Here is a 20,694-nt window from a genome sequence, read left to right as displayed (position 1 = left end):
CTAGGCTAGTGGGTGGTTGACGTTAACGTCAAGCTGTGTGGGTTGTCAGGGGGCTGCTGCGCAGCCCGGCGCAGGACAAGCCTGCCCACCACAGGGCGAGGCTGCGCATGAGCGGGCAGGCCTGTTCCCCGCAGGTCAAGCCTGCTTGCCATCCAGTTTCTTTTCGTGGGCCGTCACCTGCTGGCACAACTCGATCATCTGCTCGCGCATCCAGCGGTTGGCCGGGTCCTGGTCGGTGCTTTCGTGCCAGTAGAGGTGGGTTTCCACCGGCGGTACATCGTTGACCGGCAGGTTGACCCAGTGCAGTTCATGGCGCCGTGCAAAGCGCTCGGGCACGGTCATCACCATGTCGGTCTGCTGCAGCACTTGCGAGGCCATCAGGTAGTGCTGGGAGCGCAGGGCGATCTTGCGCTGCAGGCCCATCTTGCCCAGGGCCAGGTCGACGTGGCCCAGGCCGTTGCGGCGGCTGGAGATATGGATATGGGTCAGCCCCAGGTAATCGTCCAGGCTCAGTTTGTCCTTGCCCGCCAGTGGATGGCCCTTGCGCATGGCGCACACGTAGCGGTCTTCCATCAGCTTGACGTGGCGCACCTGCGGGTCGGTGTTGAGCGGCGCATCCACGGCAAAGTCCAGGCGCCCGGCTGCCAGCTCCTTGGTGGTTTCGCGGCGTTTGGACAGGAAGCTCTCGATCACCACCGTCGGTGCCAGGCGACGCAGGCGCTGGAACAACGGCGGCAAAATCACTGCTTCGGTGAGGTCGGTCATGCTGATGCGATAGGTCTTCGCCGCCTGCTGGGGGTTGAAGATGCGGCTTTCCTGCACCGACACCCGCAGCAGTGACAACGCGTTGCGCACCGGGCCGATGATGTTCTGCGCCATGGGCGTGGGCACCATGCCCTGGGCGGTACGCACGAACAGCGGGTCGTTGAAGGTTTCCCGCAGGCGCGCCAGGGCGTTGGACACCGCCGGCTGAGTGATGCCGACGATCTGCCCGGCGCGGGTCAGGTTGGCTTCGGTGTAGATCGCGTCGAAGACGATAAACAGGTTGAGGTCGACCTTGCTCAGATTCATTGGGTTGCGCTCTTATTGTCAGGTGGCGATTTGTCAGGTGCTGGGGCGTCGATCATATATCGGTGATGAATGTTAATACACGCCGAGAATAGGCTAGGTAAATTATGAGCGCTGTTCTAGCATCGATTGCATGACCTAAACAACCTCTCAAAGAAGGGAGCTGCTCATGGATTTCGCCTATTCGCCCAAGGTTCAGGAACTGCGCGAACGCGTCACCGCGTTTATGGATGCATACGTTTACCCGGCCGAACCGGTGTTCGAACGCCAGGTCAGTGAAGGTGACCGCTGGCAGCCCACCGCAATCATGGAAGAACTGAAGGCCCGCGCCAAAGCCGAAGGCCTGTGGAACCTGTTCCTGCCCGAGTCCCAACTGGGCGCCGGCCTGACTAACCTTGAGTACGCACCCCTGGCCGAAATCATGGGCCGCTCGCTGCTGGGCCCGGAGCCGTTCAACTGCTCCGCCCCCGACACCGGCAATATGGAAGTGCTGGTGCGCTACGCCAACGAAGAGCAGAAGCAACGCTGGCTCGAACCGCTGTTGCGCGGTGAGATCCGCTCGGCCTTTGCCATGACCGAGCCCGATGTCGCTTCGTCCGATGCCACCAACATGGCCGTCCGCGCCGAACGTCAGGGCGACGAATGGGTGATCAACGGCAAGAAGTGGTGGACCTCCGGCGCGTGCGACCCGCGCTGCAAGATTCTGATCTTTATGGGCCTGAGCAACCCCGACGCGCCGCGTCACCAGCAGCACTCGATGATTCTGGTGCCGGTGGACACCCCCGGTGTGAAGATCGTGCGGCCGCTGCCGGTGTTCGGCTACGACGACGCGCCCCACGGCCACGCCGAAGTGCTGTTCGACAACGTGCGCGTGCCCTATGAGAATGTGCTGCTTGGCGAGGGCCGAGGTTTTGAAATCGCCCAGGGCCGCCTTGGCCCGGGCCGTATCCACCATTGCATGCGCTCCATCGGTATGGCCGAGCGTGCGCTGGAGCTGATGTGCAAACGTTCGGTCAGCCGCACCGCATTCGGTAAGCCCCTGGCGCGTTTGGGCGGCAATATCGACAAGATCGCAGACTCACGCATGGAAATCGACATGGCGCGCCTGCTGACATTAAAGGCGGCGTACATGATGGACACCGTGGGTAATAAAGTGGCGAAAAGTGAAATCGCCCAGATAAAAGTCGTGGCGCCCAACGTGGCCTTGAAGGTGATCGACCGCGCGATCCAGATCCATGGTGGCGCCGGCGTTTCCAATGACTTCCCACTGGCCTACATGTACGCCATGCAACGCACCCTGCGCCTGGCCGATGGCCCGGACGAAGTGCACCGTGCCGCCATCGGCAAGTTCGAGATCGGCAAATACGTGCCTAAAGAGCTGATGCGCAGCGGGCAGTAAGTGCAGTGAACTGGGGTTGTTATGGCGAGCGGGCTTGCTCCCACAACAACCCCAGCTCAGCCACATCTTTTCAGTACACCCATACTTCCACGCGCCGATTCTTGATCCGTCCTTCGTCCGCCGTATTCGCCGCCACTGGCATCTGCGCACCAAACCCGCGAATGTCGCGCAGCACGACGCCGTTCTTGACCAGCTCCCGACGCACCGCCATCGCTCGCAGTTTCGACAGCAGCGCGGCCCGCTGCGGGTCGTTCTTGGCATCGCCGAACCCCACCAGCGTCACCTGTTTGTCGAGTTTGTCGTGAGCCTTGAGGTACGCCACCACCCGCTGCAGATCCTGGCGGGCCTTGTTGTCCAGGCTGGCACTGCCTTCTTCGAAACGAAAATTCACCGTCAGCCGCTGGGCATCACGAACGATGGCTTGATAGTCCTCCGGCATCGAGTCGCGCGGTTCCACAGCCATCGCCTGCACCTGCTGGGCGATAAAGCCGTTGGCGGCGACGATCGACTGGCCTTTGCTGCTCTGGCTGAAGTCCACCAGCGCCTTGGCCCAAGGGTTGCGGTTAGAAGGCGGCAGGTAAAAGAACAGGCGGCGTGACAGAGGGTAATCCTCGGTGGCAATCAGGCTATTGAGCGCCAGCATTGGGTGCGAGTCGCCATCCACAATCGCCACAGCCTTGGCCTGGCGCACGTAAGGCAGGCCGATAAAACCGATGCCTTGCGGATCCCGGCTCACCGCGTCGGACAACTGTTCGCTGGATTCAAAGCGCTTGGCCGACGTGACGAGCGGCTTGCCACGCAGGCGCAGCACCAGCTCTTTAAAGGTGTCGTAGGTGCCGGATTTGTCATCGCGCGCGTACACCTGAATAGCCCCGCCCACCCCGCCCACGGCCTCCCAGGTGCTGATGTCGCCATTGAAGATCTGCGCCAGTTGCTCAGTGTTCAGCGTCGTGAGGGGGTTTTGCGGGTTGAGGATGATGGCCAGTCCGTCGATGGCGATCACCTGTTCGGCGCCGGGGCTTTTCAGGTCGCCCAACGGCTCCAGGTCCACCAGTTCGCTGTCCTTGATCGGGCGTGAAGAGGCGGCGAGGTCGGCGGTGGCATTTTTCAGGGCGCTGAAGCCGGTGCTCGAGCCATGGGCGGCGATGTCGACGCGGATTGTCTGGCCTTGGCGCGTCCTGCCGAGCACCCGCTGTTCGTTGGCGCTTTCGCCGGGTTCGCTGTGTACGCCGTGCAACCCCTGTTGTTCCATCAACCCCTTGACCAGCGCCGGACTCAGGGCCGCACCAATGGTATTCGAGCCCTGGATGCGCAACGCAGGGCCTTGATCGGGAACGGGCAGGGGAGTGGCCACAACTGGGAGGGAAAACACACAGCACAACAGGAATAGAACGCGCAGCGTCATGCCGGCACCTTCTCAAGCCAAAGGGAGTGCCGCGAGATTAAGTCAGTCAGGTTGCATAAATATGACGGGAGCCGAATGCCCGGCTCCCCTCAGGTCTCAGCTCAGTTCAAGCCAGATCGGCGCATGGTCCGAAGGCTTTTCCAGCCCACGCAGATCGTAATCCACCCCGGCATCCTTCACGCGCGGCAGCAAGCCGTTGGAGGCCATGATCACGTCAATGCGCAGCCCACGCTTGGGCTCATCTTCAAAACCACGGCTGCGGTAATCGAACCAACTGAAGCGGTCGGTGACGTCCGGGTTGAGGTGGCGAAAGCTGTCCACCAGGCCCCAGTTCTTCAGGCGTGCCATCCACTCGCGCTCTTCCGGCAGGAAACTGCACTTGCCGGTTTTGAGCCAGCGCTTGGCATTGTCGGGGCCGATGCCGATGTCGCAGTCCTGCGGCGAAATATTCACATCGCCCATGACCACCAGCGCCTGCTCATTGCTGAACTGGCCTTCGAGCAGGTGCTGCAAGTCCTCATAAAAGCGTTTTTTGGCCGGGAACTTGGTGGGGTGGTCGCGGCTTTCACCCTGAGGGAAATAGCCGTTCATGATGGTGATCGGGTTGCCGTGTTCGTCGGCAAACGTGCCCCAGATAAAGCGGCGCTGGGCCTCTTCTTCATCGGTAGCAAAGCCTTTGTGCACACTCAGCGCTTCTTTGCGCGAGAGCACGGCCACGCCGTAGTGGCTTTTTTGGCCGTGGTAATAGACGTGGTAGCCAAGGGCTTGCACGTCCGCCAGGGGGAACTGGTCGTCGTGGACTTTGGTTTCCTGCAAACCGATCACGTCGGGTTGATGCTTTTCTATCAGCGCCGCCAGCTGATGAGGGCGAGCGCGCAGCCCGTTGATATTGAAGGAGACGATTTTCATGGTCGGCAGTCCAGTCCTGGCAAAAGGGCGATGCTAGCCGACAAGTCAGACGGGGGCCAGCGTGGCGGTAGGACAGTTGCACTGCTAATGTCTGGGAACGACTCGTGCTGCGTAGGTTCGTACCCATACGAACGCCATCATTTAAGTGGCGCCCAGGGAGCTTCATCCAATGTCTGACACCGCAACTGCCATCGCCGACATCCGCCTGCTCAACAGCGGCTATTCCCGCGAAGCCCGCTCCCTGCTGTACCAGGCCTACCGGCATGAACCCACATTCGCCTACATCTTCGAAGCCGAACGCGCCGGCTATGAGCAACGGGTGCGCGCCACGGTACGCGAACTGGTCAAGCAGCATTTTTTCCAGCAATTGCCCGCCATTGGTCTGTTCGTGAATGACCGGTTGATCGGCATCGCGCTGATCGCACCGCCGCAACGACGCCTGGGAATTACCGAAAGCTGGGCCTGGCAATTGCGCATGTGGTTGAGCACCGGCGTGCGCGGTACGCGGCGTTATCTGGATTACCATCACGCGGTGCTGGCATGCCTGCCCAGCGACTCGGTGCATGTGTTGCCGCTGATGGGTATTCATCCGCAATTCCAGGGTCAACACTACGGTGAGCAGTTGCTGGAGGCCGTGCATAACTGGTGTGCCGAAGACCCGCATTCCTCCGGAGTGGTGCTGGACACGGGCAATTCACGCTACCTGGATTTCTATAAACGCCAGGGTTATGAGGAAATCGGTGAAGTTGCGGTAGGACCGATCCTGGAGCACGTGTTTTTCCACCCCAATCCGCAGTCGTTACAGGCTGCAACGGTTTAGAACAGAATTATTCAGACAATTCTCAGTTCAAAGAGTCTCCCCTGCTCGTGTAGCATCCGCGCCTATGAAGTTTCCAGGAAGATTTACCAGCGGCTTGGTTCTGCTGTTCACCAGCTGCGGCGCGTTGGCGCAAAGCGAGTTGGACGTGCGGATCAAACCCTCAAACGACGCGTTGAAAGCCAACATCGAAGGCTATATCGGCGGGGTCGGCGATCGTGATGAAGAGGCATTGCTGCGCTTCAGTCGCGGCGCCGAGGAGCAGGCGCGTAAAGCGGCCCAGGCCTTGGGCTTCTATCAGCCTCGGATCGACAGCGATGTGAAGGGCGGCAAGAACCCGCGCCTGATCCTCACCATCGACCCCGGCGAACCGGTGCATTTGCGTAACGTGACCATTCGGGTCGACGGCCCTGCCTCGACCCTCAAAGCCTTTCGCGTGCCCGCCAGCAACGACCTTGTTTCGGGCGCCGTGCTTAACCACGGCCACTACGAAGACGCCAAGCGCCTGATCCAGAACCAGGCTTCACGCTACGGCTTTTTCAGCGGGCGCTTTACCCATCAGACACTCGCGGTGGACCCCCAGGCGGGCGTCGCCGATATCGAACTCATTTATGACAGCGGCCCGCGCTATACCCTGGGCAAGGTCAACTTTGCCGGCGACACACCGTTCGACGAAGAGCTGTTGCAACGCATGGTGCCGTTCAAGGCCGGCGCCCCTTACGATTCCGAGCTGATTGCCGAACTCAACCAGAACCTGCAGGCCAGCGGCTTTTTTGAAGGGGTGCGGGTGGACGCCGCGCCTGCTGCGTCGGCCAACGACGTAATCCCGGTCGCCGTGCGTCTGGAAACCCGCAAGCCGCGCACCATGGGCCTCGGGCTGGGCTTTTCCACCGACGTCGGCCCGCGCGGCAAGGCCAATTGGACGCGCCACTGGGTGAACCCCCAGGGCCACAGTTATGGTTGGGAGGCCGAACTGTCGGCGCCGCGCCAGAACGTCGGGCTGTGGTACGACATTCCGCTGGACCCACCGCTCACCGACAAACTGCGTTTTGCCGGTGGCTACCAGAACGAAGAACTGTCCGGCACCGACACCTTGAGTAAATTGCTCACCCTTGGCCCGGAGTGGCACAGCAAGTTGCCCAGCGGCTGGACCCGGGTGATCTCGCTCAAATACCAGCGCGAAGAGTATCGCCTGGGCAATGACTCGGGCCTGAGTAACCTGGTGATGCCGGGCGTCAGTTATTCCTACCTGCGCAGCGACAACCGCATTGATCCCCACAACGGCTATCGCCTGCAATTCGACACCAAGGTAGCCAAAGAGGGCCTGGGTTCGGACACCAACTTGCTGTATGGCACCGCCATGGTCAAAGGCCTGACTACGCTGTGGGACAACCATCGTTTTCTGGCGCGGGCCCAGATCGGTGGCAGTGCCACCAATGGCTACAAGTCGGTGCCGCCGTCGCTGCGCTTCTTTGCCGGTGGCGATCAGCGCGTGCGCGGCTATGAATACCAGACTTTGTCGCCGGAGAACGATCGCGGTGACCGTATCGGTGGTCGCTACATGGTGGCACTGAGCGCCGAGTATCAGTACTCCATCGCCGAGAAATGGCGGATCGCGACCTTTATCGACCAGGGCAACGCGTTCAACAGCCTGGAACTGCCCAGCCTGAAAACCGGCGTGGGCGTCGGTATCCGCTGGGTGTCGCCGGTCGGCCCGATCCGCCTCGACCTGGCCCATGCCCTGGAAGACCCGGGCGGCGTTCGTTTGCACTTTTCCATGGGGCCTGAGTTGTGATGCGGGGTTTGAAAATTACGGGGCTGGCGCTTGGCGCTGTCCTCGTTGTGGTGCTGCTGGCGCTGTGGGCGGTACTGGGTACTCAGGCGGGCAGTCGTTGGGCGTTGGCGCGGGTGCCGGGATTGAGCGTGGAGAATTTCCAGGGCCACTTGGGTGGCCGGTGGAGCGCCGATCACCTGCTGTGGCAGCAAGACAACAGCCGCCTGGAGCTCACTGCGCCGACGTTTGATTGGTCGCCGGGCTGCCTGCTGCGCATGACCCTGTGCATCAATCAGTTGGATGTGGAGCAGGTCAGCCTGCAATTTCCACCGAGCACCGAAGACAGCAGCGGTCCCATTACGCTGCCGGATCTGAGGTTGCCGGTTGCCATCGAGTTGGGTGACATTCGTGTCGGTAGCCTGCTGTTCAACGGCAGCGAAGAACTCAAGGGCTTGCAACTGGCGGCGCATTGGACTGCCGCCGGCATGAGGATCGATTCGGTGCACCTGCAACGGGACGGCCTGGTGCTGGACCTGGCCGGCCTGCTGCAACCCACCGGCGACTGGCCGTTGACCGCCACCGGCAACTTGAGCCTGCCGTATGCGCCGGGTGGGGCGCCGTGGACGCTGGCGCTGAAGGTCGAGGGCGATCTGCTCAAGACCCTCAAGCTTGACGCCGACAGCAGCGGTTACCTGCCCGCCAGGCTCACCGGCGAGCTGCAACCGCTGATGGAAAACCTGCCGGCAACCGTGCATATCAGTGCCGATGGCTTCAAACCCAGCGCCGACTTGCCTGACACCTTGCAACTCAATCAACTCGACCTCAGCGCTAAAGGTGACTTGAAAAACGGTTACCAGTTGCTCGGCAAGGCGGTGTTGCCGGCCGAAAAAGGCCCGGTGGATTTGCTGCTGCAAGGCAAGGTCGACGCCAAGGGCGCGCAGATCGCCGGGCTGGACCTGACGGCCGGGGATAAGCAGAGCCTCAAGCTCAGCGCCCAACTGGATTGGCAGCAAGGCTTCAGCGCTGACGCCAGGATCGATTGGCTCGATTTCCCATGGCATCGCCTTTATCCGCTGGTTGAGGAACCGCAGGTCACGTTGCGTACCTTTAACGCTGAAATTTCCTATAAAGACGGCAACTACCTGGGCAATCTCAAGGCCGACCTCGACGGCCCGGCGGGCAAGTTCAATGTGATCACGCCGTTCAGCGGAGACCTCAAGCAAGTGTTCCTGCCCGAATTGAAGCTGACCGCCGGTCAAGGCAAGGCCGAAGGCCACCTGAACCTGCAGTTTGCCGACGGCATCGCCTGGGATACCGCGCTGGACCTGTCGGCGCTGAACCCGGCTTATTGGGTGGCCGAATTGCCGGGTACCCTGGCCGGCCCCCTGCGCAGCAAGGGCGAGTTCAAGCATCAACAACTCAAGCTCAACGCCGACCTCGACCTCAAGGGCCGCCTGCGTGGCCAGACCGCCGTGCTGGCGGCCAAGGCCGAGGGTGCGGGCGAGCAATGGACGTTGGCCAACCTGGATATCCGCCTGGGCGACAACCGCATCAACGGCAGCGGCAGCCTGCAACAACGCCTGGCCGGGCAGATCGATATCAAGCTGGCGCGCCTGGCGCAGTTGTGGCCGCAGTTGCGCGGGCAGATCAACGGCCGACTCGACGTGGCCGGCAGCCTCAAGGCTCCCCAAGGCAAACTCGACCTCAAAGGCCAGCAACTGGCATTTGCCGATAACCGCCTGCAAAGCCTGAGCCTTGGCGCCACGTTGGACAGCGCCCAGCGCGCGACCCTGGACCTCAAGGGCAGCGGTATTCAAAGCGGCGACACCCAGCTGGGCACGTTGACCGCCAGCGCCAAAGGCGACATCAAGCAGCAAAACGTCCAGTTGGATCTGGTTGGGCCCTTGCTCAAACTGGCGCTGGCGTTGGATGGCAACCTGGATAAGGGCAACTGGCGCGGGCGCCTGGCCCGTGGCGATGTGCAGGCCGGTGGCCAGGATTGGAAGCTGCAGGCCCCGGCGAACATCGAGCGCATGGCTGACGGCAAGCTGACGTTTGCCGCCCACTGCTGGGTCTCCGGTCCGGCCAGCTTTTGCGGTGAAGACCAGCGGCTGATGCCCGAACCCAAACTGCGTTACCACCTCAAGCAATTCCCCATCGAAAGCCTGGCGGCGTTTTTGCCGAAAGACTTTGCCTGGCAGGGCAGGCTCAACGCCGACCTGCAACTGGACCTGCCCGACAGCGGCCCCAAGGGCGTGGTCTCGGTGGATGCCAGCGGCGGCACTTTGCGCGTCAAGGACAAGGACCAATGGCTGGATTTTCCCTACGACACGCTCAAGCTGGAAACCACGCTGAATCCCAAGCGCATCGATACCCAGCTCAACTTCCGCGGCGGCAAGCTCGGTGAGCTGCTGCTCCAGGCGCAGATCAACCCGCTGCCCAAGAACAAGCCGATCACCGGCACGTTCAGCCTCGCCGGCCTGGATCTCGCGGTGGCGCGGCCGTTTGTGCCGATGGTGGAAACCCTCAATGGCAAGCTCAACGGCAATGGGCGCATCTCCGGTGGGCTGCTGGCACCGCAGGTCAACGGCAGCGTCAATTTGATCGGTGGTGAGGTCTCCGGGCCAGAACTGCCGATCAGTCTCGAAGGCTTGAACGTGCAGGCGTTGATCGCCGGTGAAAGCGTGCAGCTCAACGGCGCCTGGCGCAGCGGCAAGGCCGGGCAGGGCAGCCTCAAAGGCCGCGTCGACTGGAGCCGGGCGTTGGTGGTGGACCTGAGCCTGCAGGGTTCGCAACTGCCGGTGACGGTGGAGCCCTACGCCCTGCTGGAAGTGGCGCCCGACCTGAAGATAGGCGTGAAGGACGACAAGCTGGCGATCTCCGGCAAGGTGCAGATCCCGCGGGGTGATATCACCGTGCGCGAGCTGCCGCCGTCGACCGTCAAGGTGTCGGATGACACGGTCATCATCGGCAGCCAGACCGAGGAGGGCAAACCGCCGATGGCCATGGCCATGGATATCGACGTGGCGGTGGGTGAAGACCAGCTCAATTTTTCGGGCTTTGGCCTGACCGCCAAGGTGCAGGGGCATGTGCACATCGGCGACAACATGGACACCCGTGGCGAGCTGTGGCTCAACGATGGCCGTTACCGTGCCTACGGCCAGAGACTCGACGTACGCCGTGCGCGCCTGTTGTTCGCCGGGCCCCTCGATCAGCCGTACCTGGACATCGAGGCGATCCGCAAGACCGACGATGTCGTGGCCGGTATTCGCCTCAGCGGCAGCGCCGAACAGCCCACCACGCAAATCTTCTCGGAACCGGCCATGAGCCAGGAGCAGGCGTTGTCCTACCTGGTGCTGGGGCGTCCGCTGAGCACCACCGGCGAAGACAACAACATGCTCGCCCAAGCCGCCCTGGGTCTGGGCCTGATGGGCAGCGCCGGGGTGACCTCGGACATCGCCAGGAACCTGGGCATCCAGGATTTCGAACTCGACACCCAGGGCAGCGGCACCACCACGGCGGTGGTCGCCAGCGGCAAGATCACCGAGAAACTCAGCCTGCGTTACGGCGTCGGGGTGTTCGAACCGGCCAGCACCATTGCCTTGCGCTACCTGCTCAGCAAGAAGGTGTACCTGGAAGTGGCCAGTGGCGTGGCCAGCTCGTTGGATATCTTCTACAAGCGGGACTTCTAAACCCTGCTCGTTGCAGACATGTGGGAAGGGGCTTGCCCCTCCCACAGTCGTTGGCATTCCTGTTCCCTTCCTGAACACATACCAAGCAAGCTAATTATTCCATTTGACTTTTGCTGCCTAGGCAGTAACATCTCGTCATACATTCACTGCCTAGGCAGTAATAAGGTGACTTTCGATGTCTCACTTCACCCCTGAAAACTTCCATAACTGCCACCTCGGACTGTTGCTGGGCCGCGCCGCGATCCTCAAGGACCGCATCATTGACACCCATATGGAACCCCACGGTGTCACCGCCGCGCAGTTCAAGGTGTTGATCATCATGGCGCAGTTCGGGGTCGACACCCCGGCCGAGCTGTGTCGCCACCTGTCCCTGGACAGCGGGTCAATGACCCGGATGCTCGACCGGCTGGAGCAAAAAAACCTGCTCAGCCGCCAGCGTTCCGAGCTGGACCGCCGCCAGGTGCAACTGGTGCTGACCGCCGACGGCCAGCGCCTGGCGGACATGCTGCCGCATATCGGCGCCAAGGCGTTGAACCAACTGGCCGGCGCCTTGGAGCCAGGCGAGCTGGAGGCCCTGGAACGGATCCTCAAGAAAATTCTGATAGCTGCCGGTGATCCCATCACCCTGCAGCGGGTGGGTAACACATGAATACACGTGCCCTTTGCCTGGTGCTCGTGGCCATGAGCATGGCCGGTTGCGCCAACTTCAGCGGCCTCGACACCCAGGGTCAGCGCCTCGACGCCAACACCCTGCAAACCGGCAAATCCCTGAACGGCGTGCCCCTGTCGAACGCCGCGTGGCCCAGCGCCGATTGGTGGAAAAACCTCGGCGACCCGCAGCTCGACGGCCTGATCCAAGAAGCCCTGCACAACAGCCCGGACATGCAAGTGGCCAGTGCCCGTGCGCACCAGGCCCAAGCCGCCGCGTATGCCGCCGACGCTTCGCGCATGCCGACCCTGGATGCCAGCGCCGGCGTGACCCGGTCGCGGTTGGCCAAGGACCAGGACCCGCAAGGGCTGGGCGATGCGTATTCCACGGTGCGAAAAATCGGCGCCAGCTTCAATTACACCTTCGACCTCTGGGGTGGCCAGCGCGCCGCCTGGGAAGCCGCGCTGGGCCAGGCCCGTGCCGCCGAAGTCGACCAGCAGGCCGCGCGCCTGACCTTGGCTGCCGATGTGGCCAAGGCCTACAGCGACGTGGGTCAGGCGCACATTGTGCGAGACCTGGCCGCCGACGACCTCAAGCGCACCCGGCAAATGCTCGACTTGAGCAAACGCCGTTTGAATGCGGGCATCGACAGCGAGTACCAGTATCAGCAGACCGAAAGCCTGGAAGCCAGCTCCCAGTCACAACTGATCGATGCGGATAAACAGCTGCAAAGCGCCAAAATCGCCCTCGCGGTGTTGCTCGGCAAAGGCCCGGACCGCGGCAACGAGCTGGCACGCCCGGCGGTGCTCAAACCCGCTGTCGTCGCCGTACCGTCGGTGCTGCCCGCCGAGCTGCTGGGGCGGCGCCCCGACCTGATCGCCGCGCGCTGGCGCGTCGAGGCGGCCAGTAAAGATATCGCGGCGAGCAAGACGCGCTTCTACCCCAACCTCAACCTGAGCGCGAGCGCCGGGGCTGAGTCGTTGCTGGGGGACGCGATGTTCGGCTCGGCCAGTCGTTTCTTCAACATTGCGCCAACGATCTCCCTGCCGATCTTCGACGGGGGCCGCCTGCGCGCCAACCTCGATGCGCGCGACGCCGACTACGATCTCGCCGTGGCGCAGTACAACAAAATCCTGGTGCAAGCCTTGGGCGATATCGGCAACACCCTGTCGCAACTGCGCGAAACCGCCCGGCAGATCCAGGCCCAGCAACACGCCACGGACATTGCCCAGCAGTCCTACGACACGGTGGTTCAGCGCTATGGCTCCGGGATCGGTAACTACCTGGATGTGCTCAGCATCGAGCAGCAATTGCTGCAGGCCCAGCGTCAGCTGGCGACCCTGAATGCCGGGCAAATCGATCTGTCGATTCAATTGATGCAGGCCCTGGGCGGCGGCTTCAACGCCGACAACGTGGCGTCGACCACCCCAGCCACACGCACGGAATAATGTGAGGTATTTGTCATGGCCACTGCCGACAGCAACACCGCTACACCTACCCAAGACAGCAACCCGCGCAAGCGCAAAGTCATGCTTATCGGCCTGACGCTGATCGTCATCCTCTGCGTCGTGGGCGTATGGGGCTGGTATGAGTTCTACGGGCGCTTCAACGAAAGCACCGACGACGCCTACGTGAACGGCAACGTGGTGGAAATCACCCCGCTGGTCACCGGCACGGTGGTCAGCATCGGCGCCGACGATGGCGACCTGGTCCACGAGGGTCAGGTGCTGATCAACTTTGACCCGAACGATGCCGCGGTCGGCCTGCAAAGCGCCCAGGCCAATCTGGCGCGCACGGTGCGGCAGGTGCGTGGCTTGTACAGCAACGTCGACGGCATGAAAGCCCAGGTCAATGCGCAGAAAGCCGATGTGCAGACCGCACAGGACAACTACAACCGCCGCAAAACCCTGGCCCAGGGCGGGGCGATTTCCCAGGAAGAACTGTCCCACGCCCGTGACACGCTCACAGCGGCCAAAAACGCCCTGACCAACCTTGAGCAGCAGCTCAAAACCAGCAACGCCCTGGTGGACGACACGGTGATCTCGTCCCACCCGGATGTGCAGGCCGCCGCCGCGCAATTGCGCCAGGCCTACCTGGCCAATGCGCGCAGCACCCTGATCGCGCCGGTCACCGGCTACGTGGCCAAACGCACCGTGCAACTGGGTCAGCGCGTGCAGCCCGGTACCGCGTTGATGGCGGTGATCCCGCTGAACCAGTTGTGGATCGACGCCAACTTCAAGGAAACCCAACTGCGTGATATGCGTATTGGCCAGCCGGTGGACATCGAGTCGGATATCTACGGCAGCGACGTCAAGTACAGCGGCACGGTCGACAGCCTCGGCGCCGGTACCGGCAGCGCGTTTGCCCTGCTGCCGGCGCAGAACGCCACGGGTAACTGGATCAAGATCGTGCAACGGGTGCCGGTGCGTATCCACATCAATGCCGAGGAACTGGCCAGGCACCCGCTGCGCGTGGGCTTGAGCACCGTGGTCAATGTGGACCTGCACGACCAGAGCGGTCCGGTACTGGCGCAACAGGCGCCGCAAAAAGCCTCGTTCACCACCACTGTATATGACCGCCAATTGGCCGAGGCTGACGCCATGATCACCCAGTTGATCCATGACAACAGCCTCGCCGCACCGAAGGCTGTGCAACGCTGATGAGCAATAACGCCTCCTTCACGCCGCCCAGCCTGTTGATGGCCACTATTGGCCTGTCGCTGGCGACCTTTATGCAGGTGCTCGACACCACCATCGCCAACGTGGCGTTGCCGACTATTTCCGGCAACCTGGGCGTGAGTTCGGAGCAGGGCACCTGGGTCATCACCTCGTTTGCGGTGAGCAACGCCATCGCCTTGCCGCTCACCGGCTGGTTGAGCCGGCGCTTTGGCGAGGTGAAGCTGTTTCTGTGGGCGACCGTGCTGTTTGTGCTGGCGTCGTTTCTCTGCGGTATCTCCACCTCGATGCCTGAACTGATCGGCTTTCGGGTGTTGCAAGGCCTGGTCGCGGGGCCGTTGTACCCGATGACCCAGACCCTGTTGATTGCGGTCTACCCGCCCGCGAGGCGCGGCATGGCCCTGGCGTTGCTGGCGATGGTCACGGTGGTGGCGCCAATTGCCGGACCGATCCTTGGTGGCTGGATCACCGACAGCTACAGCTGGCCATGGATTTTCTTTATCAACGTGCCCATCGGCATCTTTGCCGTGATGGTGGTGCGCGCGCAGTTGAAGAAACGTCCGGTAGTCACCAGTTACCAGCCGATGGACTACGTGGGCCTGCTCAGCTTGATCGTCGGGGTCGGTGCGTTGCAGATCATCCTCGACAAGGGCAACGACCTGGATTGGTTTGAATCGAACTTCATCATCATGGGGGCGACTATCTCGGTGATTGCCCTGGCGGTGTTCATCATCTGGGAAATGACCGACAAACACCCTGTGGTCAACCTGCGCCTGTTTGCCTACCGCAACTTTCGCATCGGCACCATTGTGTTGATCCTGGGCTACTCGGGGTTCTTCGGTATCAACCTGATTCTGCCGCAGTGGCTGCAGACCCAGATGGGCTACACCGCCACCTGGGCCGGGCTGGCGGTGGCGCCGATCGGCATCCTGCCGGTGCTGATGTCGCCGTTCGTGGGCAAGTACGCGCATAAATTCGACCTGCGCCTGCTGGCGGGCCTGGCGTTTCTGGCGATCGGCCTGAGCTGCTTCATGCGTGCCGGTTTCACCAATGAGGTGGACTTCACCCACATCGCCCTGGTGCAACTGTTCATGGGGATCGGCGTGGCGCTGTTCTTTATGCCGACCTTGAGCATCTTGATGTCCGACCTGCCACCGCACCAGATTGCCGACGGCGCGGGTCTTGCCACCTTCCTGCGCACATTGGGCGGCAGCTTTGCGGCGTCGCTCACCACGTGGATCTGGATTCGTCGGGCCGACCAGCACCATGCGTACATGAGCGAAAACATGACCACCTACGACTCGGCCACCCGTGACGCGTTGCAGGCGCTCGGAGGGGCAGGGCACAAGGCGTATGCGCAACTGGACCAGATCCTCACCAGCCAGGCATACATGATGTCCACCGTGGATTACTTCACGTTGATGGGGTGGATGTTCATGGCATTGATGTTGTTGGTATGGCTGGCCAAGCCGCCGTTTGGGGCGAAGGCGGGGCCGGAGGCAAGCGGCCACTGATCTGCAAAGATTGGAATGCAACCAACGGTGGCAGTTGGCTTGCTTGCGATAGCAGCACCTCGGTGTTCTTGTTACACCGAGGTGCCTGCATCGCGGGCAAGCCCGGCTCCCACAGGCAACGCCAACTGCGGCTTGACGAAGTCAAATGCCGCCAGTTGGAAGCCTTGCTCATCCACCTGCAACGCCCAGCCTTGCTTGTCCCAATCCCCCAGCACAATGCGCTTGGCCGCCTGATCGCCAATCTGCAATTTATGGATCGCAGGGCGGTGCGTATGGCCGTGGACCAGGGTGCGCACGCCAAATTGTTGCATCAGCCGCGGCACTTCCTCGGGGGTGACGTCGACAATATCGTTGGTCTTCATGCGCGTTTGCGCACGGCTTTCGCTGCGCAGCTTGCGCGCCAGTTTATGGCGGGTGCGCAAGGGCAGGTGGCGCAGGATAAACAGCACGATCGGGTTACGCAGGATGCGGCGCAGCTTCATATAGCCCACATCGCGGGTGCAGAGGCTGTCGCCGTGCATCAACAGCACGGGTTCGCCATGCAACTGCACGACACTCGGGTCCTTGAGCAAGGTAGCGCCTGCAGCGTTGCAGAATGCCTTGCCGATCAGGAAATCGCGGTTGCCGTGCATGATAAAAATCGGGGTGCCGCTGTCGCTCAGCTCACGCAGCGCTTCGCAGATCGAACGCTGGAACGCGCTCATCCCATCGTCGCCAATCCAGGCTTCAAAAAAATCCCCCAGAATGTACAACGCCTGGGCACCACGGGCGCGGCCGTGGAGCAGATCCAGAAACGCCCGGGTGATGTCCGGGCGCTCCTCTTCCAGATGCAAATCTGAAATCAGCAATATCACCCAACGATCTCGGCTTTCTCGACGATAACGTCTTCTGCTGGAACGTCCTGGTGACCGGCTTTGGACGTGGTGGACACGCCTTTGATTTTGTCGACCACGTCCTGGCCTTCGGTGACTTTACCGAACACCGCGTAACCCCAACCCTGCACGTTCTTGCCGCTGTGGTTCAGGAAGGCGTTGTCGGCCACGTTGATGAAGAACTGCGCGGAGGCCGAATGCGGCTCCATGGTACGGGCCATGGCGACGGTGTACTTGTCGTTGGAAAGGCCGTTGTCCGCTTCGTTCTGGATGCTTGGGCGCTTGTCTTTCTTTTCTTTCATGCCTGGCTCGAAACCACCGCCCTGGATCATGAAGTTGCCGATGACACGGTGGAAAACGGTGTTTTCGTAGTGGCCGGCGTTCACGTACTCGATGAAATTGGCGACGGTGATCGGCGCTTTCTCGGCGTTCAGCTCGATGACGATGTCACCGTGGTTGGTGGTCAGTTTGACTTGAGTCATGTTCACTACTCTTTCAGGGAATTCGTGGGTTTGGGCGAATAAACGCTTTACCTGTCTGGCTAAACGGCGGCCAAGGCGCGCAGTTTAGCGTGCCCGCCAGGAATTTCGAGGTGGTTTTTCACCGCCCATGCAATAAAAACAGCAGTTTTTGACCGTGCGCTGTCAGCGGCTTGACAGCATCAGCTATGATAACGGCTTTGTTTTATCTGGCCTCCACCGGCCACGTACCTGTCTGTTCAAGGATCCTATGAGCAAGCCCACTGTCGACCCTACCTCGAATTCCAAGGCCGGACCTGCCGTTCCGGTCAATTTCCTGCGCCCGATCATCCAGGCGGACCTGGATTCGGGCAAGCACACGCAGATCGTCACCCGCTTCCCGCCAGAGCCCAACGGCTATCTGCACATCGGTCACGCCAAGTCGATCTGTGTGAACTTCGGCCTGGCCCAGGAGTTTGGTGGCGTCACGCACCTGCGTTTCGACGACACCAACCCGGCCAAGGAAGACCAGGAATACATCGATGCCATCGAAAGCGACGTGAAGTGGCTGGGCTTCGAATGGTCCGGTGAAGTGCGCTACGCCTCGCAGTATTTCGACCAGTTGCACGACTGGGCCGTCGAGCTGATCAAGGCCGGCAAGGCTTACGTTGATGACCTGAGCCCGGAGCAAGCCAAGGAATACCGTGGCACGCTGACCGAGCCCGGCAAGAACAGCCCGTTCCGCGATCGTTCGGTAGAGGAGAACCTGGACCTGTTCGCCCGCATGCGTGCCGGTGAGTTCCCGGACGGCGCCCGCGTGCTGCGCGCCAAGATCGACATGGCCTCGCCGAACATGAACCTGCGCGACCCGATCATGTACCGCATCCGCCACGCCCATCACCACCAGACCGGTGACAAGTGGTGCATCTACCCGAACTACGACTTCACCCACGGTCAGTCGGACGCTATCGAAGGCATTACCCACTCCATCTGCACGCTGGAGTTCGAAAGCCATCGCCCGCTGTACGAGTGGTTCCTGAGCAACCTGCCGGTGCCGGCCCAGCCGCGCCAGTACGAGTTCAGTCGTCTGAACCTGAACTACACCATCACCAGCAAGCGCAAGCTCAAACAACTGGTCGATGAGAAGCACGTGCATGGCTGGGACGACCCGCGCATGTCGACGCTGTCGGGCTTCCGCCGTCGCGGCTACACCCCGGCGTCGATCCGTAACTTCTGCGACATGGTCGGCACCAACCGTTCCGACGGCGTGGTCGACTTCGGCATGCTCGAGTTCAGCATCCGCCAGGACCTCGATGCGAACGCGCCGCGCGCCATGTGCGTGCTGCGTCCGTTGAAAGTCGTGATCACCAACTACCCGCAAGACAAGGTCGACCACCTCGAACTGCCGCGTCATCCGCAGAACGAAGCATTGGGTGTGCGCAAGCTGCCGTTCGCCCGTGAAATCTACATCGACCGTGACGACTTCATGGAAGAGCCGCCAAAAGGCTACAAGCGCCTGGAGCCCAATGGCGAAGTGCGCCTGCGCGGCAGCTACGTGATCCGTGCCGACGAAGCGATCAAGGACGCCGACGGCAACATCGTCGAACTGCGTTGCTCGTACGACCCGGAAACCCTGGGCAAGAACCCTGAAGGCCGCAAGGTCAAGGGTGTGGTCCACTGGGTGCCGGCCGCGGCCAGCATCGAGTGCGAAGTGCGTCTGTACGATCGTCTGTTCCGTTCTCCAAACCCGGAGAAGGCCGAAGACAGCGCGAGTTTCCTCGACAACATCAACCCTGACTCCCTGCAAGTACTCACTGGTTGTCGTGCCGAGCCATCGCTTGGCGACGCACAGCCGGAAGACCGTTTCCAGTTCGAGCGCGAAGGTTACTTCTGCGCGGATATCAAGGACTCCAAACCTGGTCATCCGGTCTTCAACCGTACCGTGACCTTGCGTGATTCGTGGGGCCAGTGATTTTCTAAGGAAGCCGTTGTGCTAACGATCTACAACACACTCAGCAAGACCAAAGAAGTCTTCAAGCCGCTCGATGGCAACAAGGTGCGCATGTACGTGTGCGGCATGACCGTGTACGACTACTGCCACATCGGCCACGGCCGCAGCATGGTTGCCTTCGACCTGGTGACCCGCTGGTTGCGGTTCAGCGGCTATGACTTGACCTATGTGCGCAACATCACCGACATCGACGACAAGATCATCAACCGCGCCAATGAAAACGGCGAGGCGTTCGACGCGCTCACCGAGCGCATGATCGCCGCGATGCACGAGGACGAGGCCCGCCTCAACATCCTCAAGCCGGACATGGAACCGCGTGCCACGGACCACATCCCTGGCATGCACGCGATGATCCAGACCCTGATCGACAAGGGTTACGCCTACGCCCCAGGCAACGGCGACGTGTACTACCGCGTCGCCAAGTTCATGGGCTACGGCAAGCTGTCGCGCAAAAAGATCGAAGACCTGCGCATCGGTGCGCGCATCGAAGTCGATGAAGCCAAGCAGGACCCGCTCGACTTCGTGCTGTGGAAAGCCACCAAGCCGGGCGAGCCGAGCTGGCAGTCGCCGTGGGGCGCCGGGCGTCCGGGCTGGCACATCGAATGCTCGGTGATGTCCACCTGCTGCCTGGGCGAGACCTTCGACATTCATGGCGGCGGCAGCGATTTGGAGTTCCCGCACCACGAAAACGAAATCGCTCAAAGCGAAGCCGCGACCGGCAAGACCTACGCCAACGCCTGGATGCACTGCGGCATGATCCGCATCAATGGCGAGAAGATGTCCAAGTCCTTGAACAACTTCTTCACCATTCGCGACGTGCTGGAAAAGTACCACCCGGAAGTGGTGCGCTACCTGCTGGTGTCCAGCCACTACCGCAGCGCCATCAACTACTCGGAAGACAACCTTAAGGACGCCAAAGGCGCCCTGGAGCGGTTCTACCACGCGTTGAAGGGCCTTCCAGTGGTCGCACCCGCCGGCGGCGAAGCGTTCGTGGCACGCTTCACCGAAGTCATGAACGACGACTTCGGCACCCCCGAAGCCTGCGCGGTGCTGTTCGAGATGGTGCGCGAGATCAACCGCCTGCGCGAGAGCGACCTCGACGCGGCGGCAGGTCTGGCAGCGCGCCTCAAAGAACTGGCCAGCGTGCTGGGCGTGCTGCAGATGGAAGCCGACGAGTTCCTGCAAGCCGGCGCTGAAGGGCGTGTGGATGCGGCTGAGGTCGATGCGCTGATTCAGGCGCGTTTGGCCGCCCGAGCAGGCAAGGACTGGGCGGAGTCCGACCGTATCCGTGACCAACTGACCGCAATGGGTGTGGTGTTGGAAGACGGGAAGGGTGGGACGACGTGGCGGTTGGCTGATCAGGATTGATCGTTGAACGCTGAATGAAAAAAACCCCGAAGTGTTCGGGGTTTTTTTTCGTTGTAAAACCGGCCGACAACCCTAAAACGGCG

15 protein-coding genes are annotated in these 20,694 nt (G+C 61.7%); 10 read left to right on the top strand and 5 right to left on the bottom strand.

Annotation, left to right across the window (positions count from 1 at the left end; translation table 11 throughout):
* Positions 1-135: 135 nt before the first annotated feature.
* Positions 136-1,071 (bottom strand): LysR family transcriptional regulator, encoded by a 936-nt coding sequence (locus KZX66_RS11960; RefSeq protein WP_248079582.1) that lies wholly within the window; start codon positions 1,069-1,071, stop codon positions 136-138.
* 166 nt (positions 1,072-1,237) lie between these two features.
* On the opposite strand from KZX66_RS11960, the gene KZX66_RS11955 reads away from it, so the two are divergent.
* On the top strand, positions 1,238-2,467 hold the full coding sequence (locus KZX66_RS11955) for an acyl-CoA dehydrogenase (RefSeq protein WP_248079580.1): 1,230 nt from the start codon (positions 1,238-1,240) through the stop codon (positions 2,465-2,467).
* Between the two features lie 70 nt (positions 2,468-2,537).
* Here the strand turns inward: KZX66_RS11955 and KZX66_RS11950 are convergent, their stop codons facing one another.
* On the bottom strand, positions 2,538-3,872 hold the full coding sequence (locus KZX66_RS11950) for a phosphate ABC transporter substrate-binding/OmpA family protein (RefSeq protein WP_248079578.1): 1,335 nt from the start codon (positions 3,870-3,872) through the stop codon (positions 2,538-2,540).
* 96 nt (positions 3,873-3,968) lie between these two features.
* The gene (gene xthA, locus KZX66_RS11945; protein ID WP_248079576.1) at positions 3,969-4,781 is read right to left on the bottom strand and encodes an exodeoxyribonuclease III; all 813 of its coding nucleotides are present in this window, start codon (positions 4,779-4,781) and stop codon (positions 3,969-3,971) included.
* Between the two features lie 169 nt (positions 4,782-4,950).
* Here xthA and KZX66_RS11940 point away from each other — a divergent pair, with 169 nt between their 5' ends.
* The 7 genes from KZX66_RS11940 (at position 4,951) to KZX66_RS11910 (ending at position 15,902) form a co-directional block, all read left to right on the top strand.
* Positions 4,951-5,601 (top strand): GNAT family N-acetyltransferase, encoded by a 651-nt coding sequence (locus KZX66_RS11940; RefSeq protein WP_248079574.1) that lies wholly within the window; start codon positions 4,951-4,953, stop codon positions 5,599-5,601.
* A gap of 64 nt (positions 5,602-5,665) precedes the next feature.
* Positions 5,666-7,393: an autotransporter assembly complex family protein gene (locus tag KZX66_RS11935; RefSeq protein ID WP_248079572.1), complete on the top strand. Its 1,728-nt coding sequence runs from the start codon at positions 5,666-5,668 to the stop codon at positions 7,391-7,393.
* Positions 7,393-11,064, top strand: coding sequence for a translocation/assembly module TamB domain-containing protein (locus tag KZX66_RS11930; RefSeq protein WP_248079570.1), 3,672 nt, complete (start codon positions 7,393-7,395; stop codon positions 11,062-11,064). The genes KZX66_RS11935 and KZX66_RS11930 overlap by 1 nt, the downstream gene beginning before the upstream one ends.
* A 175-nt stretch (positions 11,065-11,239) precedes the next feature.
* The gene (locus KZX66_RS11925) at positions 11,240-11,713 is read left to right on the top strand and encodes a MarR family transcriptional regulator (protein WP_248079568.1); all 474 of its coding nucleotides are present in this window, start codon (positions 11,240-11,242) and stop codon (positions 11,711-11,713) included.
* On the top strand, positions 11,710-13,161 hold the full coding sequence (locus KZX66_RS11920) for an efflux transporter outer membrane subunit (RefSeq protein WP_248079566.1): 1,452 nt from the start codon (positions 11,710-11,712) through the stop codon (positions 13,159-13,161). Before KZX66_RS11925 ends, KZX66_RS11920 begins: the two co-directional genes overlap by 4 nt.
* 15 nt (positions 13,162-13,176) lie before the next feature.
* On the top strand, positions 13,177-14,373 hold the full coding sequence (locus KZX66_RS11915; protein WP_248079564.1) for an HlyD family efflux transporter periplasmic adaptor subunit: 1,197 nt from the start codon (positions 13,177-13,179) through the stop codon (positions 14,371-14,373).
* Positions 14,373-15,902, top strand: coding sequence for a DHA2 family efflux MFS transporter permease subunit (locus KZX66_RS11910; RefSeq protein WP_248079561.1), 1,530 nt, complete (start codon positions 14,373-14,375; stop codon positions 15,900-15,902). The genes KZX66_RS11915 and KZX66_RS11910 overlap by 1 nt, the downstream gene beginning before the upstream one ends.
* A gap of 71 nt (positions 15,903-15,973) precedes the next feature.
* Here the strand turns inward: KZX66_RS11910 and lpxH are convergent, their stop codons facing one another.
* Complete coding sequence (gene lpxH, locus KZX66_RS11905; protein ID WP_248079559.1) at positions 15,974-16,756, bottom strand: UDP-2,3-diacylglucosamine diphosphatase; 783 nt, start codon at positions 16,754-16,756, stop codon at positions 15,974-15,976.
* Positions 16,753-17,256 carry a peptidylprolyl isomerase gene (locus KZX66_RS11900; protein ID WP_057721741.1) on the bottom strand — a complete coding sequence of 168 codons (504 nt, stop codon included), beginning with the start codon at positions 17,254-17,256 and terminating at the stop codon, positions 16,753-16,755. Before KZX66_RS11900 ends, lpxH begins: the two co-directional genes overlap by 4 nt.
* Before the next feature lie 247 nt (positions 17,257-17,503).
* Between KZX66_RS11900 and KZX66_RS11895 the strand changes: the two genes are divergently transcribed.
* Both KZX66_RS11895 and cysS read left to right on the top strand, forming a co-directional pair.
* Positions 17,504-19,204 (top strand): glutamine--tRNA ligase/YqeY domain fusion protein, encoded by a 1,701-nt coding sequence (locus tag KZX66_RS11895; RefSeq protein ID WP_248079557.1) that lies wholly within the window; start codon positions 17,504-17,506, stop codon positions 19,202-19,204.
* Positions 19,205-19,222: 18 nt separating this feature from the next.
* Complete coding sequence (gene cysS / locus KZX66_RS11890; RefSeq protein ID WP_248079555.1) at positions 19,223-20,611, top strand: cysteine--tRNA ligase; 1,389 nt, start codon at positions 19,223-19,225, stop codon at positions 20,609-20,611.
* The last annotated feature ends 83 nt before the right edge of the window (positions 20,612-20,694 follow it).

It is taken from the genome of Pseudomonas sp. EYE_354 (assembly GCF_023148575.1).
Lineage (GTDB): Bacteria > Pseudomonadota > Gammaproteobacteria > Pseudomonadales > Pseudomonadaceae > Aquipseudomonas.
Note: the sequence above shows the minus strand (reverse complement) of the source record. Positions and strands in the feature narration are given on the sequence as shown.